Source organism: Rouxiella badensis (assembly GCF_026967515.2).
Taxonomy (GTDB): Bacteria; Pseudomonadota; Gammaproteobacteria; order Enterobacterales; family Enterobacteriaceae; genus Rouxiella; species Rouxiella badensis.
In genome coordinates this window covers 2,997,874-3,013,925 of record NZ_CP114062.1, presented here as the reverse complement: position 1 = coordinate 3,013,925, position 16,052 = coordinate 2,997,874, and the positions used below count along the sequence as shown (strand labels likewise).

The 16,052-nt window shown below is 54.1% G+C and carries 15 protein-coding genes and 1 pseudogene; 4 read left to right on the top strand and 12 right to left on the bottom strand.

What is annotated here, in order from left to right; translation table 11 throughout:
- Positions 1–61 precede the first annotated feature (61 nt).
- Positions 62–2,608, bottom strand: coding sequence for a copper-exporting P-type ATPase CopA (copA, locus tag O1V65_RS13965; protein ID WP_269129820.1), 2,547 nt, complete (start codon positions 2,606–2,608; stop codon positions 62–64).
- A 108-nt stretch (positions 2,609–2,716) separates the two neighbouring features.
- Between copA and cueR the strand changes: the two genes are divergently transcribed.
- The gene (cueR, locus tag O1V65_RS13960; RefSeq protein ID WP_017492656.1) at positions 2,717–3,115 is read left to right on the top strand and encodes a Cu(I)-responsive transcriptional regulator; all 399 of its coding nucleotides are present in this window, start codon (positions 2,717–2,719) and stop codon (positions 3,113–3,115) included.
- Between the two features lie 20 nt (positions 3,116–3,135).
- Here the strand turns inward: cueR and O1V65_RS13955 are convergent, their stop codons facing one another.
- The 5 genes from O1V65_RS13955 to tesA form a co-directional block, all read right to left on the bottom strand.
- Entirely contained in the window at positions 3,136–3,588 is a 453-nt protein-coding gene (locus O1V65_RS13955; protein ID WP_269129819.1) for an NfeD family protein, read from the bottom strand.
- Positions 3,588–4,496, bottom strand: a complete 909-nt coding sequence (locus O1V65_RS13950) for an SPFH domain-containing protein (protein ID WP_084911915.1) — start codon at positions 4,494–4,496, stop codon at positions 3,588–3,590. The genes O1V65_RS13955 and O1V65_RS13950 overlap by 1 nt, the downstream gene beginning before the upstream one ends.
- Positions 4,497–4,730: 234 nt before the next feature.
- On the bottom strand, positions 4,731–5,588 hold the full coding sequence (locus O1V65_RS13945; protein WP_269129818.1) for a thioredoxin family protein: 858 nt from the start codon (positions 5,586–5,588) through the stop codon (positions 4,731–4,733).
- A 73-nt stretch (positions 5,589–5,661) separates the two neighbouring features.
- Positions 5,662–6,438 (bottom strand): SDR family oxidoreductase, encoded by a 777-nt coding sequence (locus O1V65_RS13940; RefSeq protein WP_269129817.1) that lies wholly within the window; start codon positions 6,436–6,438, stop codon positions 5,662–5,664.
- Positions 6,439–6,473: 35 nt separating this feature from the next.
- Positions 6,474–7,121 (bottom strand): multifunctional acyl-CoA thioesterase I/protease I/lysophospholipase L1, encoded by a 648-nt coding sequence (gene tesA, locus O1V65_RS13935; RefSeq protein WP_139802759.1) that lies wholly within the window; start codon positions 7,119–7,121, stop codon positions 6,474–6,476.
- Between tesA and ybbA the strand changes: the two genes are divergently transcribed.
- Together ybbA and ybbP are read left to right on the top strand one after the other, a co-directional pair.
- Positions 7,089–7,775, top strand: coding sequence for a putative ABC transporter ATP-binding protein YbbA (gene ybbA, locus O1V65_RS13930; RefSeq protein WP_017492650.1), 687 nt, complete (start codon positions 7,089–7,091; stop codon positions 7,773–7,775). The genes tesA and ybbA overlap by 33 nt on opposite strands.
- Positions 7,772–10,204 (top strand): putative ABC transporter permease subunit YbbP, encoded by a 2,433-nt coding sequence (gene ybbP / locus O1V65_RS13925; protein ID WP_269129816.1) that lies wholly within the window; start codon positions 7,772–7,774, stop codon positions 10,202–10,204. Before ybbA ends, ybbP begins: the two co-directional genes overlap by 4 nt.
- Before the next feature lie 54 nt (positions 10,205–10,258).
- Here ybbP and O1V65_RS13920 read toward each other — a convergent pair whose 3' ends face one another.
- The 4 genes and pseudogenes from O1V65_RS13920 to purE form a co-directional block, all read right to left on the bottom strand.
- Entirely contained in the window at positions 10,259–11,002 is a 744-nt protein-coding gene (locus O1V65_RS13920) for an SGNH hydrolase domain-containing protein (RefSeq protein WP_269130527.1), read from the bottom strand.
- Between the two features lie 138 nt (positions 11,003–11,140).
- Positions 11,141–12,076: pseudogene (locus O1V65_RS13915) on the bottom strand (acyltransferase family protein); the annotation flags it as partial.
- 331 nt (positions 12,077–12,407) lie between these two features.
- Positions 12,408–13,472 (bottom strand): 5-(carboxyamino)imidazole ribonucleotide synthase, encoded by a 1,065-nt coding sequence (purK, locus tag O1V65_RS13910; protein WP_269129815.1) that lies wholly within the window; start codon positions 13,470–13,472, stop codon positions 12,408–12,410.
- Complete coding sequence (gene purE / locus O1V65_RS13905; protein ID WP_017492646.1) at positions 13,469–13,978, bottom strand: 5-(carboxyamino)imidazole ribonucleotide mutase; 510 nt, start codon at positions 13,976–13,978, stop codon at positions 13,469–13,471. The genes purK and purE overlap by 4 nt, the downstream gene beginning before the upstream one ends.
- A gap of 203 nt (positions 13,979–14,181) precedes the next feature.
- Here purE and O1V65_RS13900 point away from each other — a divergent pair, with 203 nt between their 5' ends.
- Positions 14,182–14,793, top strand: coding sequence for a MiaE family protein (locus O1V65_RS13900; RefSeq protein ID WP_084911908.1), 612 nt, complete (start codon positions 14,182–14,184; stop codon positions 14,791–14,793).
- Between the two features lie 10 nt (positions 14,794–14,803).
- Here O1V65_RS13900 and lpxH read toward each other — a convergent pair whose 3' ends face one another.
- Complete coding sequence (gene lpxH, locus O1V65_RS13895) at positions 14,804–15,526, bottom strand: UDP-2,3-diacylglucosamine diphosphatase (RefSeq protein ID WP_165429729.1); 723 nt, start codon at positions 15,524–15,526, stop codon at positions 14,804–14,806.
- A gap of 11 nt (positions 15,527–15,537) precedes the next feature.
- Positions 15,538–16,032, bottom strand: a complete 495-nt coding sequence (gene ppiB / locus O1V65_RS13890; RefSeq protein ID WP_017492643.1) for a peptidylprolyl isomerase B — start codon at positions 16,030–16,032, stop codon at positions 15,538–15,540.
- Between the last annotated feature and the right edge of the window lie 20 nt (positions 16,033–16,052).

The window sequence follows — 16,052 nt, the reverse complement described above, 5'->3', positions numbered from 1 at the left end:
TGCTTTTCATGCTATCGCCTGCGCGCAATTAGGAACAGGGGGAAAACTCTCTATCGCACATTTACTTAATAGATGGGGTGTTATCGGGTCTGAAATGCAGCAGTCGGTTGGCGTTGGCTACGACAGTAATCGATGACAGCGCCATCGCTGCACCGGCAACAATCGGGCTGAGCAGCGTGCCCGTCAGCGGGAACAGCACCCCGGCGGCAATCGGAATACCAATCACGTTGTAAACAAATGCCCCCATCAGGTTCTGCTTCATATTGCGCAGCGTGCCTTTGGACAACGCCAGCGCATCGGCAACGCCGTGCAGGCTAGGGCGCATCAGCGTAATAGCGGCGGTTTCAATCGCCACGTCGCTGCCGCCGCCCATGGCAATCCCCACGTCTGCCTGTGCCAGGGCCGGTGCATCGTTGATACCGTCACCAACCATCGCCACCTGCTCACCGCGGGCCTGAAGCGTCTTGATGGCTTCGGCCTTGCCCTCGGGCCTGACGCCTGCAATAACGTCATCGATTCCAGCGAGTCTCGCAATGGCGTTGGCGGTAACAGGATTATCGCCGGTCAGCATCACCAGCTTATACCCCGCACGATGCAGGCGACGCAGCGCATCGATGCTGTCTTCGCGTAGGGAATCGCGTATCGAGAACAACGCCACAACCTTGCCGTTGGCGGCCAGCAGCACTGGCGTAAAACCTTCGGCAGCCTGTTTCGCCAGCAGCGCATCGGCTTCATGGCAATCTACCTGATGTTGTTCGAGCAGTTCCCGGTTACCGAGCAGCAGGGCGGTAGCGCCAAGATTCCCACTGACCCCGAGCCCGCCGTGAGTTCGGAAATCGGTAACCGGTGAAAGAGCCATACCGGCCGCTTTCTCGGCAATTGCTTGGGCGAGCGGGTGATGAGACCCCTGCTCAAGCGAAGCGGCTAGCCTCAGCGCCTGCTGCTGCTCGTTAGCATTAAACAGATGAACGTCGATAACCTGAGGTTTACCTTCGGTAAGCGTGCCGGTTTTATCGAACACCAGCGTGGTCAGCGAACTGGCCTTTTGTAGCGCATCAGCGTCTTTTACCAGCACACCAAACTCGGCGGCGCGGCCTACGCCCGCAGTAATCGACATCGGTGTTGCCAGCCCCAGAGCACAAGGACAGGCGATGATAAGGACCGTTGTTACGATAACCAGCGTATACATCAGCTGCGGCTGCGGGCCGAAGAAGAACCAGACTGCGCCACTGAGCAGCGCAATGAGCACCACTGTCGGAACAAAGACTGCCGAAATTCGGTCCGCCAGTTTGCCGATTTGCGGCTTACTGCTCTGGGCCTCGCGCACCAGGTTGATAATTCGCGACAGCTGAGTTTGTCCACCTACGGCACGAGCAATAAACTGCACGCTGCCGTCTTGCACCTGGGTACCCGCGCTGATTTTCTCACCGGGAGTGCGGTGCTGCGCAATAGGTTCGCCGGTCAGCATTGCCTCGTCAAACCAGGCTTCACCCTGATGAATCTCACCGTCAACCGGCACACGATCGCCCGTAGTCAGGCGTAACAGCATCCCCTGCTGTACGTCTGCCAGCGGCAGCGTTTTTTCACCCTTGTCGGTCATTACCCGTGCGGTTGGTGGCGTGAGGTCGAGCAGGCGCTCAAGCGCCTTTGACGAACGCTGACGGCCGCGCTGCTCCAGCGCATGACCCAGATTGATCAGGCCGATTATCATGACTGCTGCCTCGTAATAGAGGTGGCGCGCCTGCATGGGGAAAGAGTCTGGCCATAGAGTGACCAGAAACGAGAAAATCCAGGCTGCCGCGGTGCCTAACGAGACCAGCGTGTCCATATTGGCGCTACCGCGCAGGAGGCTTTTCCAGGCACTGCGATAAAAATGGCCGCCTGCGATGATCATAATCGCCAGTGTGAGCAGCCCGACGACCAGCCAACCGCTACGATTCTCGTCGGTGACCATCATCTCGCCGCCAAACAGCCCCCAGGCCATTAACGGAATACCGGCCGCCAGTCCCAGCGCTGCCTGCCAGCTAAAACGAATCATACTGCTGCGTGCAGTTTGCTGCTGCCGCTCGCGACGCAGCGTTTCATCGATAATAATTTCAGCGCCGTATCCGGCCTTTTCAACCGCATCTATCAGCGCCTGGGTGTTTTTCGCACCCCGAACCAGCGCGCTGCGCTCGGCCAGATTCACATTGGCGCGGGTGACGCCATCAACGCGCTCGAGGGCTTGTTGCACTTTCGATACGCAGCTGGCACAGCTCATTCCGCTAAGCAGAAGTTGAACGCTGTCGTCGTCTGCCGCGGGAGTCGTTTCGTTGGATGCCGGAACAGAAAGGGTTGCCGCTGACTGACGTTCCGGCAAAGACATTTCAGGCAGAGTCAGCGGCTCAGATTTTGGGGACGCGTCATCCGCCTGAAGCTTGGCGTGATAACCCGCGTTCTCGACGGCGTCGATCAGGCTCTGGCTGCTTGCCTCGCCGGTAATCACGGCCTTGTCGATTGTCACATCAACCTGCTGTGCCCCCGCAACGGCTTCCAGCGCTTTGCGCGTAGATGCCACACAGTGACCGCAGGATAAGCCCTCAAGGGCCAATACGGTGGTGTTAGCCATAATTATTTCCTCTGGGCGATTTGTGCCCTGTTTAAGGTGAATAAGTCGTCAATTCCTCGTCATGATATACAATAAACCTTCCAGCAAGGTGAAGGTCAAGGAGGCGAAATGAATATTAGCGACGTAGCAAAAAAAACCGGTTTAACCAGTAAAGCAATTCGCTTTTATGAGGAAAAGGGCCTGGTCACGGCACCCATGCGCAGCGAAAACGGCTACCGCAGTTATGCGCCCAAACAGATTGAAGAACTGACGCTGTTGCGACAGGCACGTCAGGTGGGATTTACCCTGGAGGAGTGCCAGGAGTTAGTCGCGCTGTTCAATAATCCGCAGCGCCACAGTGCCGATGTAAAAGCGCGAACGCTAGAAAAAGCGCAGGAAATTGGGCGACACATCGAGGAATTAAAAGAAATGCGCCAGCGGCTGCTGGCGCTTGCGGAGTCTTGTCCGGGTGACGACGGCGCATTCTGCCCAATCATTGAGAATCTGAGCGGCTGCTGCCACAAATAGGTTATTCCGCGAGTACGGTATTAATGGCTGGGCATGACGCGTAAGGTGTTCCCTTCAACGCCTGTCACGGTGACCTCTTCACCGATATTCAGGCTGTCCGCACAGCTGACCCGCCAGGTGCTGTCGCCGATGCGAATGCGGCTGTAGCCATTCTCCGGTTGCTCGAGCAAATGGCCGTGTAGACCGACCATCTGCTGACCGCGTTGGTTAAGACTGGCGTTTGATTCTCTAACCGTGGTTTTGCGTTTAAGCCATGCGGCCCAAAGCAGGGCGGCAATGACGGTGAGCACGGCGAAGGCCACGCCTTGCCATTCCCACGGCAGCGGCACCAGCCAGATAAGCGCGCCGACTAGTGCGGCTGACACGCCGCTCCACAGCAGATAACCGCTGGCACCGAGCATTTCGGCGGCCAGAAGCAGGCCCCCGAGCGATAACCAGAACAGATGTGGACTTGCCATCAACTGCTGCAGCATTATTTTCCGCCTTTGGTTTCTTTCAGCAATTCCGCGATACCGCCAATCGAGCCCATCAGGCTGGTGGCATCCAGCGGCATCATAATCACTTTGCTATTGTTAGCCGACCCGATTTTGGTCAGTGCTTCAGTGTATTTCTGTGCCACAAAATAGTTAATGGCCTGGACATCACCGGCCGCGATTGCCGCTGACACCATCTGCGTTGCCTTGGCTTCTGCCTCGGCGCTACGCTCACGCGCTTCAGCCTGTAAAAATGCCGACTGGCGTTCACCTTCTGCCTTGAGGATCTGCGACTGCTTTTCGCCTTCGGCGCGGAGGATCGCTGACTGACGGATCCCTTCGGCTTCAAGAATATCGGCACGTTTTGTTCGTTCAGCCTTCATCTGCGCATTCATCGCGGAAACCAGTTCGGCCGGTGGTCGAACGTCACGAATTTCGATACGGGTGATTTTCACACCCCAGGGATTGGTGGCCTCATCGACAATATGCAGCAGGCGAGCGTTGATGTTGTCGCGCTGCGACAGGATTTCGTCGAGCTCCATCGAGCCCAGCACGGTTCGAAAGTTGGTCATGGTGAGATTAACTATCGCCTGCTCAAGGTTGCTGACCTCATACGCGGCGCGGGCAGGATCGATGACCTGAATAAAGCACACGGCGTCAATAGCGACGTTGGCGTTGTCGCGCGAGATTATCTCCTGTGAAGGGATATCCAGTACTTGCTCCATCATGTTGATTTTACGACCAATACGGTCCATGAAGGGCACGACCAGCGTTAGGCCTGGCATCAGGGTTTTGGTGTAGCGACCAAAGCGTTCAACCGTCCATTGAAAACCCTGAGGCACAATTTTGACCCCTGCAAATACCACGATCAGCGCAAAAATGACCACAACGGGTATAAAAGTCAGCATGGTGAAACTCCTGTAATGAGATATCCCGAAATGTCGGGTAAACCGTTTCCCTGTGCCAGCGGGCAAACTGCCGCTGCGGGTAAATCATCGCATATTTAGACAAAGCGGTAATGATTAAAGGATAGTTCAGAGAGGAGGCGTATGACGGGAGACGTATCCCAGAAACTGCACGCTGTAGTCGAGAGAGGGAAACACAGCGTGCAGTAAGGCATTATCAGGAGTAGACAGGTGGGACTAGTAAAGCAGTGAGTAAAGCTGGCGACGATATTTTGCGGCTAATGCATCACCGGTGCCGAGGGCGGCCAAAATATCCATCAGCGTTTTACGCGCCGCGCCATTACCGGCAGCCAGGTCTTTCTTCAGATGGCCAAGCAACAGCTCGAGCGCCTCTTCATTGCGGCCAACCTGATGCAACTGCAACGCAAGCTGAACGGCCAAATCGACGTTCTGCGGATCTTTCTCGATCTGCTGCTGAAGTTGCTGGATCTCTGGGGTGTCAGCGGCCTGTTTCAGCAGGTCAATCTGCGCGACTAGCCCCTGATAATGGGTATCGCGGTCCTGCAGTGGAATGGTCGCCAGCACCGCTTCTGCGTCTTCACTGCGGTTAAGCAGAATCTGGGCCTCGGCCAGTGAAAGGCCAATGTCGCTCCGCTGATTGCTGAGTTGCCAGGCGTCTTTCAACAGAGGCAGGGCGTCGATCACCTTACCTTGCTGCATGAGCTCGATAGCCTGTGCGGTTTTGATCTCTTCTTCTTTAGGCAGAACTTTGCTCAATAGCTCGCGAATGACTTCTTCAGGCTGTGGGCCCTGGAAACCATCGACCGGCTGACCATCCTGGAAGAGGTAGACGGCAGGAATTGAACGCAGACCGAACTGTCCGGCGATAGCCTGCTGCGCGTCGCAGTCTACCTTGGCGAGAATGAACTGACCCGCGTACTCTGCGGCCAGTTTTTCAAGGATAGGGCCGAGGATTAGGCAATGCTGGCTGCGTTCAGACCAGAAATAAAACATCACTGGCACAGTCATTGACTGCTCCAGCGTTTGGTGAAGATTGGATTCGGTAATATCTATTGATAAAGGTTGTGCAAGCATGAATTCTTTTCTCTCTCGTCCGTTCCGTTTAGTAGCTAAATGGGGGCGATTTAGGGTTGTTCAAGACGGGGTATCAACTATTTCCCCTGAGCAGCCTGTCCAGCAAACGGGCGGGTAACAGGCGGCGCGCCACTACAACCGCGTGAGTAATCAAGGTAACCGGATAGCGTAATTTCGGCCGTGTACTCTCTAAAGCATGGCGTAATTTTGGCAACACTGCCTCTGCACCCAGCGTAAATTTGTCAGCCAGACTCGGATTAATAATCGGCTTGTCCGACTGCGTCTGTTTAACGTTCAGTGTAAAGTTGCTGTGCAGTGGACCCGGCTCAATCAGGCTGACATGAATGCCCGTGCCGTGCAGCTCCATTCGGAGCGTATCTGACCAGGCCTCGAGCGCATATTTGCTGGCCGCATACACCCCGCGGTTCGGCGTCGTGACCAGACCCAGCACCGAGCTGGTTTGAATAATACGGCCCTCTGCGTGTGCCAACATCGCCGGAAGCAGCAGCTGGGTTAGCTGGTGGGTCCCGAAAACATTGGTCGAAAACTGCTGTTCAAACTGTTCGCGGCTCGCGGTGTGCAGTGAGCCATAAACGCCGTATCCGGCATTGTTGAACAGCGCATATAGACGATTTCCGGTGAGTTCAATCACCTCGGCAGCCGCGCGTGCGACGCTGTGCTTGTCGTCGAGGTCCAGTTCGATAGTTTCAAAACCTAGCTGGCGCAGGTTGTCGATATCCTGCGCTTTACGGCATGCCGCGAGTACGCGATATCCGCGATTGCGGAGATACTGAGCGGCAGCAAGGCCAATTCCACTCGAACAACCGGTAATCAGAACCGCTTTTTGCATAACTTTACCTGTTAAACGCCCCAAATATTTGGAGATTATGGTTTACTCATTGATGGAGCAACCAAAGGTGCCAGCTTGCCGGACATCCAGTCGGCAATAAAGCTTTGCGCCGCCTGATTCGGGTGAAGCCCGTCGTCCTGCATCCATTCTGGTTTGATAGCGACCTGTTCCATAAAGAAAGGAACCAGCGGGATATCAGCCTGTTTGGCCAGTGCCGGATAAATCGCATAAAACGCATCGTTGTAGCGTTTACCGTAGTTTGGCGGCAGACGAATCTGCATTAACAGCGGCTCGGCATGGGCCTGCTTCACCAAAGTCACTATCTGGCCGAGCGTTTGGCTGATGGTCTGCGGCGCAAAACCGCGCAGCCCGTCGTTAGCGCCCAGCTCAATCAACACCCAGCGCGGGTGATGCTGTTGCAGCAGTCCAGGCAGGCGAGCCAGACCTTGCGCAGACGTATCACCGCTGATGCTTGCGTTGACAATATCAGGCAGGCCACCACGCTTTTTCCACTGATTATTCAGTAGCGTGGGCCATGAAGTGTTTGCCGGTAATCGGTAAACGGCACTCAAACTGTCGCCTACGATCAGCAGCGTATCAGCAGCAACGGCGCGAAAACTTAACATTCCCATCAACAGAAGGAAGGGAAGATGCCAGCGGAAAACGTACTTGAAGTTCATCATCTTAGTAAACACGTTGGTCAGGGTGAACATGAGTTATCCATCCTGTCCGGTGTTGAGCTGGTTGTCAAACCCGCTCAGACTATTGCGCTGATCGGCGAGTCGGGTTCAGGAAAATCAACGTTACTCGGTATTCTTGCCGGTTTGGATGATGGCAGCAGCGGTGAAGTCACGCTGCTGGGAAAACCCTTATCAGCGCTAAATGAAGAAAGGCGTGCGGCGCTGCGTGCCAAAAATGTCGGTTTTGTCTTCCAGTCGTTCATGCTGGTACCGACCCTGAACGCCCTCGAAAATGTGCAGCTTCCGGCGTTGCTGCGTGGAGAAACCGACGCCAGCAGCCGCGAACAAGCGGTGCAATTGTTGAAACAGCTGGGCCTTGGCGAGCGTTTACATCATCTGCCGGCGCAGCTTTCCGGCGGTGAGCAGCAGCGCGTTGCGCTGGCGCGCGCCTTTATCGGCAAGCCTAAACTGCTTTTCGCCGATGAACCGACCGGAAATCTTGACCGTCATACCGGCGAACGCATCGCCGACCTGCTGTTCTCGTTTAACCGCGATAATCACACCACGCTGATTTTGGTTACCCATGATGAGCAACTTGCCGCGCGCTGTCAGAGGCGCCTGCGACTGCGTGACGGAAAATTGTGGGAGGATGCATGATTTGGCGTTGGTTTTGGCGTGAATGGCGATCGCCCTCGCTGCTGATTGTCTGGCTCTCATTAACGCTGGCCGTGGCCTGCGTATTGGCACTTGGCAGCATCAGTGACCGTATGGACAAAGGGCTGAGTGAGCAAAGCCGAGACTTTATTGCCGGTGACCGTGTGTTGGAGTCCGCCAGGCCGATTACCGAAGCCTGGATCCAGGACGCGCAGCAGCAGGGGCTGAAGGTCAGCCGCCAGCTGTCGTTCATGACCATGACCTTTGCCGGTAATACGCCGCAGCTGGCGTCGGTCAAGGCGACCGATCTGGCGTATCCGCTGTACGGCAATCTCGACACCCAGCCTCCGGGCGTCAAGCCGCAGCCGGGCACTGTGCTGGTTGCGCCTCGACTGCTGGCGTTGCTGAATCTGAAGGTCGGAGACAACCTCGACGTTGGCGATACCACGCTGCGTATTGCGGCGGTGATTAATCAGGAGCCTGACTCCGGGTTTAACCCGTTCCAGACCGCGCCGAGAGTTATCATGAATTTGCAGGACGTACCTAAAACCGGTGCGATTCAGCCTGGCAGCCGTTTGACCTACCGTTATATGTTTGCCGGTTCGGCGCAGAATATTGCAACCTACGGCGAAGCGGTGAAGGGGCTATTGCGCCCGGACCAGCGCTGGTATGGCATGGAAGAGTCTGACGGGGCGTTGAGCCGTTCTCTGCAACGTTCGCAGCAATTCCTCACCCTGTCAGCGCTGCTGACGCTAATGCTGTCGATTGCCGCGGTTGCGGTCTCGATGAACCATTACTGCCGCAGTCGTTACGATTTGGTGGCGGTGCTGAAAACGCTTGGAGCAGGGCGACGTGCGCTGCAAAAATTGATTATTGGGCAATGGGTCGCCGTTTTAGTGTTGGCGGCGATAGCGGGCAGTATTATCGGGCTGGGCTTTGAGGCCCTGTTAATGAAAATGCTGGCGCCGGTGTTACCCTCAAAATTACCCCCTGCGGGTCTCTGGCCGTGGGTGTGGTCGATGGGGGCATTGGTCATTATTTCGCTGCTGGTGGGCCTGCGGCCTTACCGCCAGCTGTCGGCGACGCTGCCGCTGCGTGTGTTGAGGCAGGACGTCGTCGCCAATGTCTGGCCGCTGCGCTATTTCCTGCCGGTGATTATTTTGGTGGTGGTTGGACTGCTGGTCGCGCTGGTTGGCAACAGTTCTCTGCTTTGGGCGCTGTTGGGCGGTATTGTGGTGCTCTCACTGCTGCTGGGGGGGATTGGCTGGTTCAGCCTGCTTGTCCTTCGCCGCTTGACCGTTAGCCATCTTGGCCTGCGGTTGGCTATCAATAGGCTGTTGCGCCAACCCTGGGTAACGCTGAGTCAGCTGGCCGCGTTTTCGATGTCATTCATGCTGCTGTCGCTCCTGCTGGTACTGCGAGGTGACCTGCTCAGCCAATGGCAGCAGCAGCTGCCGCCTGATAGTCCTAACTATTTCCTGCTAAATATCACCAGGGAGCAGGTGCCGCAGGTGACTGACTTCCTGCGCCAGCACAAGGTTGAGCCGGATACGTTCTACCCTATCGTGCGGGTCAGGCTCACCAAAATTAACCAGCAGGATGCGACTGACCTTGTCCACCCGGGTGATGCAGGGCGTGAGGCGCTGGACCGTGAATTAAACCTTACCTGGATGCAGGGACTGCCGTCGCATAATCAGGTGATTTCCGGCGAGGGCCCGCCGAAAGCGGGTGAGGTGTCTATCGATCAGGGCATCGCCGAGCGTCTGAACATCAAGCTGGGCGATACCGTGACCTTTAGCGGCGATACGCAGGATTTCAGTGCCAAAGTTACCAGCCTGCGTAAGGTCGATTGGGACAGCCTGCGGCCTAATTTCTACTTTATCTTCCCGCCGGGCGCGCTCGATGCGCAGCCGCAAAGCTGGCTAACCAGTTTCCATTATCAGGAAAACGGACAGCTGCTGGTGGAGCTAAACAGACAGTTCCCGACGCTAAGCCTGCTGGATATCGGCTCAATCCTGCGCCAGATTGGTGATGTGCTTCAGCAGGTTAGCCGCGCGCTTGAGGTGATGGTTATCCTGGTCATCCTCTGTGGCGGGCTGCTGTTGCTGGCGCAGATTCAGGTCGGTATGCGTCAGCGCCGTCAGGAGCTGGTGGTTTACCGTACGCTGGGAGCCAGCAAAAAACTGCTGCGCAGTACGCTGTGGTGTGAGTTCGCGGTGCTGGGATTAGTCGCAGGCATAGCCGCCGCAGTGGGCGCCGAGGCTGCGCTTTGGCTGCTGCAGCGTAAAGTCTTCGACTTCCCGTGGCAGCCAAATATGGTCCTGTGGTGGTCGGTGCCTCTCCTGAGTGCGGTGCTGCTATCGCTGTGCGGCGGCTGGCTGGGGATTAGACTCTTACGCGGCAAAGCCTTGTTCCGCAGTTATCAGGGCTGATTGTCATACCTTGACGAAAACTACCGGCGTGGTTTTCCACGCCGGTAAACGCCTCTAGATATTTTTTGCTATCACGTCGTGCACTATCTCGCGCGTCCATTCGTAGTTATAGTGGTTATCGTCGAAGAACATCGGAACGGTATTATCCTTCACAAAGACGCACTGCTTGCCTTGGCAGCCATAGTTATAAAGATCAAAGAACTTGATATGGTCAATGGATGAGAGCGTTCTCATGTCGTTATAGGTTTCCTCGGTGTCACGCTCTCTCAGACTATTGATATCCGCCGTTTTGCCATGAATTTGCAATAAGCGATAGACGGTGGGTTTAAAGTGTTTGGTTTGGGTGATGAAATAAACGTTTGGCGTGAACTTCTGTAGATAAAGCTGGGTCTTCTCAATGCCTTTATTGATGTCGTTATAGGTGTGGAAGTTATACCAGTCGCTTGCCACGATAATTGCGTCTATTTTTCTCGATGGGATGAGTTTATTGAACGCGTAATTCATCAGATTGACGCAGGGTGATGAACCCACGGAATCGATAATCGCCGGACAGCCTGCGGCAGTGACCTGAAGAACGGTATCGTTCTTATATTCCTTCTTCAATGCTGCTGAAAATTCAGCGGCGTGACTGTCGCCGAGCAACAAAATGGTTTTGCCTTTTTGGTTATCTGGAACGCAGGCCTTATAGTTGAAATCCAAATTGCTACCCTCAATAAAGCACAGTGCCGGCAACTGCCCAAACTGCGTTTTACCTGCGTCAGTGGTGATGTAGTTACTGTATTTATCCAGTGAGACCACGTCTTTGCTCAACCATTGGCTGGAAACTGATGCCGATGAAAGCCCAAAGAACAGCGCCACAATACAGATGGCCGCCGTCGGGGTTTTGAGCCATGAGAATCTAACCTTCTGTTCGACTAATTCATAAGACAGGTATCCGAGGAATATGGACACTGCGATGCCAATAAGCTGATTCGCCAATGAGAAAGCAATGTTATTGGTATAAAAAAGCGAAACAATAGGCCAATGAACCAGATAAATAGAATAAGACCATTTACCAATCTTTTGGATGTAATGATTTTTTAGCAGTACTTGCTCATTTTTGACGCCGGCATGCAGAATAAGGGCAGTGGCGATAGCAGGGATAAGCGTCGGATAGCTGGGCCAGAAGGCTGTTTCTTTATAGGTTAAAACGAAGCCGACAATTAAGACCAGACAAACGATTTCCGTGGTCTTTTTATATTTATTTTCCCACTTTATGCTGGATGCCATTGCGCCGAGAAAAAGCTCCCAGGCTCGGGTAGGCAGGAGATAGAAGTTTGCCTGAGGGTGGCTTTTTGCTATCAGAATGCATAACACCAATGACGCTGCGGTGATCAACGCATAGGCAAGCACCTTCTTGACTCTCAGCTTCTGAACAATAAATAAAAATATTGGCAGGCAGAGATAAAACTGGAATTCTACACCCAGCGACCAGGTATGCAGCAGGAAGTAAAAGTCAGCGGCATTGGAGAAATAGCCCGACGCGGTTTTCAGATAAAAAATATTAGAGGTAAATGTCAGTGCAGGGACGATCTCTTTAAAAGAATCCTTGAAGCTGTTGGGAGGGCTGATTATCAAGAGAATAATTGCATAAAGTGTGACGGCTGCCAGCAGCGCGGGATATATCCTTTTGAATCTTTTCTTATAAAATCAGATAGATGAAGACAGTGTGACGGGTTGTCTGGAGATTATCTCGTTCATGAGATAGCCTGAGATTACAAAGAAAACGTCGACCCCCGCATAGCCGCCCGGCAGAAAATTAATTTGAAAGTGGAACAGAACAACTGATGCCACCGCGATAAATCGCAGGGCATTTATGTCTAATCTAAACATCAGCATTTTCCTGTTATTTAATTTTTATTTAAAAATCAAACCACTTCCCGGGTTACAAGAAAAAACGTCAAAATAGAAATTGCTTTGCGATTTCAGATGCCTCTTTGTGCGCCTGAATTATTCGGAAAAGTCTCAACCCTCTTTATCCCAAAAATAAGAGTAGTAAAAGTTTAGGATTAAGACGTGATTTTTTTGAGAGTGTGCTAATTATCGTTGGGGATAAGCGGAGGGGAGATAAAAATAATGCTAATTTTCAAAGAGAAAAGGGCAGCTTGCGTTAGCTCACTGCCCCTAGAGGAGTCGCGACTTCCAATTTTATTGTTCAGCTAAACTAAAGCTTCTCAAGCGCCCAGGCGATGCCGCTGGCATATTCGGCGGGCAGCATGGGAACCAGCGCCTGCAAATTATCCTTCAGCAACAGGGGATTGGCGTCGTTGAGGTTGAGGTGCCCAACCTTGCGACCGGCTCTGACTTCTTTCTCGTACCAGTGCAGATTCACCAGCGGCTGGCTCAGCCACTCGTTGTTTACATCGGTGCCAATCAGGTTAACCATCACCGACGGCGTACTGACAACCGGGGTTGGCAGCGGCAGGTCGAGGATAGCGCGCAGATGTAGCTCAAACTGGCTGATAGACGCGCCATTTTGCGTCCAGTGGCCGCTGTTGTGCACGCGAGGCGCCAGTTCGTTAATCAACAGACCTTCCGCAACCACGAAGCACTCCATCGCCATGACGCCGACGTAGCCAAGCTCGTTCATAATCGCGGCAAGCATGGACTCAGCCTGTTGCTGCTGGGCAGCGTTCGGTGTCGGCAATGCGACGCTAGTGCGCAAAATGCCGTCCTGATGCAGGTTGTGAGTCAGCGGGTAAAACACCGTCTTGCCGTCATGGCTGCGAGCACCAACCAGCGAGACTTCACCCGAAAAATTGATGCCTTGCTCAACGATGCACTCGCCGTAGCAGTCCTCTGGCAGAGCGGTTTCTTCGCCCTGGCGGAAGCGCCATTGGCCACGACCGTCGTAACCGCCAATGCGGCGCTTAACGATAGCCAACTCGCCTATGTTCGCGTAGATGCTGTTCCACTCTGAGGCGTCAGCCAGCAGTTGCCACGGGGCCGTTGCCAGACCCAGCTGGTCGAGCAGCTGTTTTTGCGTCAGGCGGTCGGCCAGACGCGGGAAAATGTCGCGGTTTACAAAGCCGGTATGGCTCGCCAGTTCGCGAGTCAGCGCGGTTTCTGGCCAGCGTTCAACTTCGGCAGTGATCACGCTATTCTGGAAAGGAACGGCTTCAGGCTCTGCGTCAATCCCAACCGGATAAACGGCGATGCCCAGCGGCTCACCTGCCTGACGCAGCATGCGGCCTAACTGGCCGTTTCCAAGTACGCAGACCGGCTTCATGCTTCCTCCCGCGGATCGGGATTGTTCAGCACTTCGTCGGTTTGCTCTTTACGCCAGGCGGCGAGAGCCTCTGCGATGCGCGTGTCGTGTAGCGCCAGAATCTGAGCCGCCAGCAGGGCTGCGTTAGCCGCACCCGCTTTACCAATCGCCAGCGTACCGACCGGGATACCGCGTGGCATCTGCACGATGGAATAAAGGCTGTCAACGCCGCTCAGTGCCGCGCTCTGTACCGGCACCCCGAGGACAGGAACCAGCGTTTTTGCAGCAATCATGCCCGGAAGGTGTGCAGCGCCACCGGCACCGGCGATGATTACATCCAGACCTTTTTCAGACGCCTGCTCGGCAAAGCTGAACAGTTTGTCCGGCGTGCGGTGAGCGGAGACAATCTCGACATGAAAAGGAATATTCAGCGTTGTGAGGACGTCAGCAGCGAACTGCATGGTAGCCCAGTCACTTTTAGACCCCATGACGATAGCGATTTTTGCCGGGGTAACGTTGGATGTCATGCCTGTAAAGCTCCTGTGATTATGCAAGCGTTGTCAGGTAGCGGCGTAAACATGAATGATTACCTGACCGAGAGGGCGCAAATAATAGCACGGCAAATCCGCAAGGAAAACGGTTGCGTAGCCAGCATTGCTGCAACTGCGATGACTTTGCGCATATAATCAAGGGATAACAAATTTCACAGACTTTACCTGGAATTATCGCCATGACTGAAGATTTACTGGCTCCGATCAATGACTTTCTGCACTGCGAAACCCCGGCACGTTGGGTAGACGTTGCCTTGGTTAATCAGGAAATTATGCTGATCGACCACGCCAACTGCGAAAAGAAAGCCGCCGCCTCGGCGATGAGTTTGATGACCCGCTATCTTGACCGCACCGAACTGCTGTTTTGCGCAGCACGTCTCGCGCGCGAAGAACTGCACCATTTCGAGCAGGTGGTGGATATTATGCAAAAGCGCGGCATAAATTATGAGGTTCTTACGCCATCTCGCTACGCCAATGGCTTGCTCAAACATTCACGCCATCACGATGAGCTGAATCTTCTGGTCGACAGACTGATTATTGGTGCATACATCGAAGCGCGCTCGTGCGAGCGTTTTGCCAAGATTGCCCCGCATCTTGATGAAACGCTGTCGCGATTCTACACCTCACTGTTGCGTTCCGAAGCGCGTCATTTCCAGGATTATCTGTCACTGGCGCAGCAGTATGCTGGAGTGGACATCAGCGATCGCGTCGAGGAGTTAGGCAGGGTAGAGGCGGAACTGATTCTGTCACCAGACCAACAGTTCCGTTTTCACAGCGGAGTACCGGCTTAATCTTTACCGGTTAAAATGGGAAGGTGACGAGTTCTACGCCTTCGGGCGTGACCTTCACCATTGAACCTTCTTCGTGCCATGCCCCGAGCACGGCACGATGACCCAGGGTTTTGCCCAGCTCGACCGGATGAATGGCGGGCCGATGCGTGTGGCCATGGATCATCCATTCAACGCCGTGGGCCTGCATTTGCTGCACGACGGCCTGAGGGTTGACGTCCATGATGCTCATGTCTTTATGGCCGTTCGACGCCTTGCTCCCCGCCCGCATTTTGGCGGCAATCGCCAAACGCCATTTGAGCGGAAGCATTAAGAATATTTTTTGAATCAGTGGGTTATGCACTTTTTTGCGAAACTTTTGATAGCCCACGTCATCAGTACACAGCGTATCACCGTGCAGGATAAGCACTCTGCGGCCGTAAAGTTCCAGCACCTTCTCTTCAGGCAGCAGCGTCATCAGGCTGTCGCGGGCAAAACGTCGGCCCAGCAAAAAATCCCGATTGCCGTGAATGAAAAAGCAGGGTACGCCCTGTTGATGTAATTGATTGAGTGCACGAGAGATTTCTGCGTGTAAAGGCTGGGGATCGTCGTCGCCAATCCAGGCTTCAAACAAATCGCCCAGAATATAGAGCGCCTCGGCCTGCGGGGCAACCTCCCGCAAAAAACGCAGAAAACCGGCAGTGATTGCCGGTTCCTGTGCGCAAAGATGGATATCTGCGATAAAAAACGTTGTCATTCCTGCGTGCGTTATTCGCTAACGGTAACGCTTTTGATGATCACGTCTTCTACTGGAACGTCCTGGTGCATACCGCTGCGACCGGTTTTAACTGCTTTGATTTTTTCTACAACATCCAGACCGTCGGTCACTTCTGCGAATACGCAATAGCCCCAACCCTGTGCGTTCTGGCCGCTGAAGTTCAGGAAATCGTTATCAACAACGTTGATAAAGAACTGAGCAGTTGCAGAATGTGGATCGTTAGTGCGCGCCATTGCCAGCGTACCACGGGTGTTTTTCAGACCGTTGTTCGCTTCGTTTTTGATAGGTGCGTCGGTGTTTTTCTGATTCATGCCTGGCTCGAAACCGCCGCCCTGGATCATGAAGCCGTTAATGACACGGTGGAAAATTGTGTTGTCGTAGAACCCTTTACGGCAATAGTTCAGGAAGTTTTCAACGGTGACTGGCGCTTTGTCAGCAAAGGTGTTGATAACGATGTCGCCGTGATTGGTGTGAAAAGTGACCATAATAATCATCCTGCTTTTGT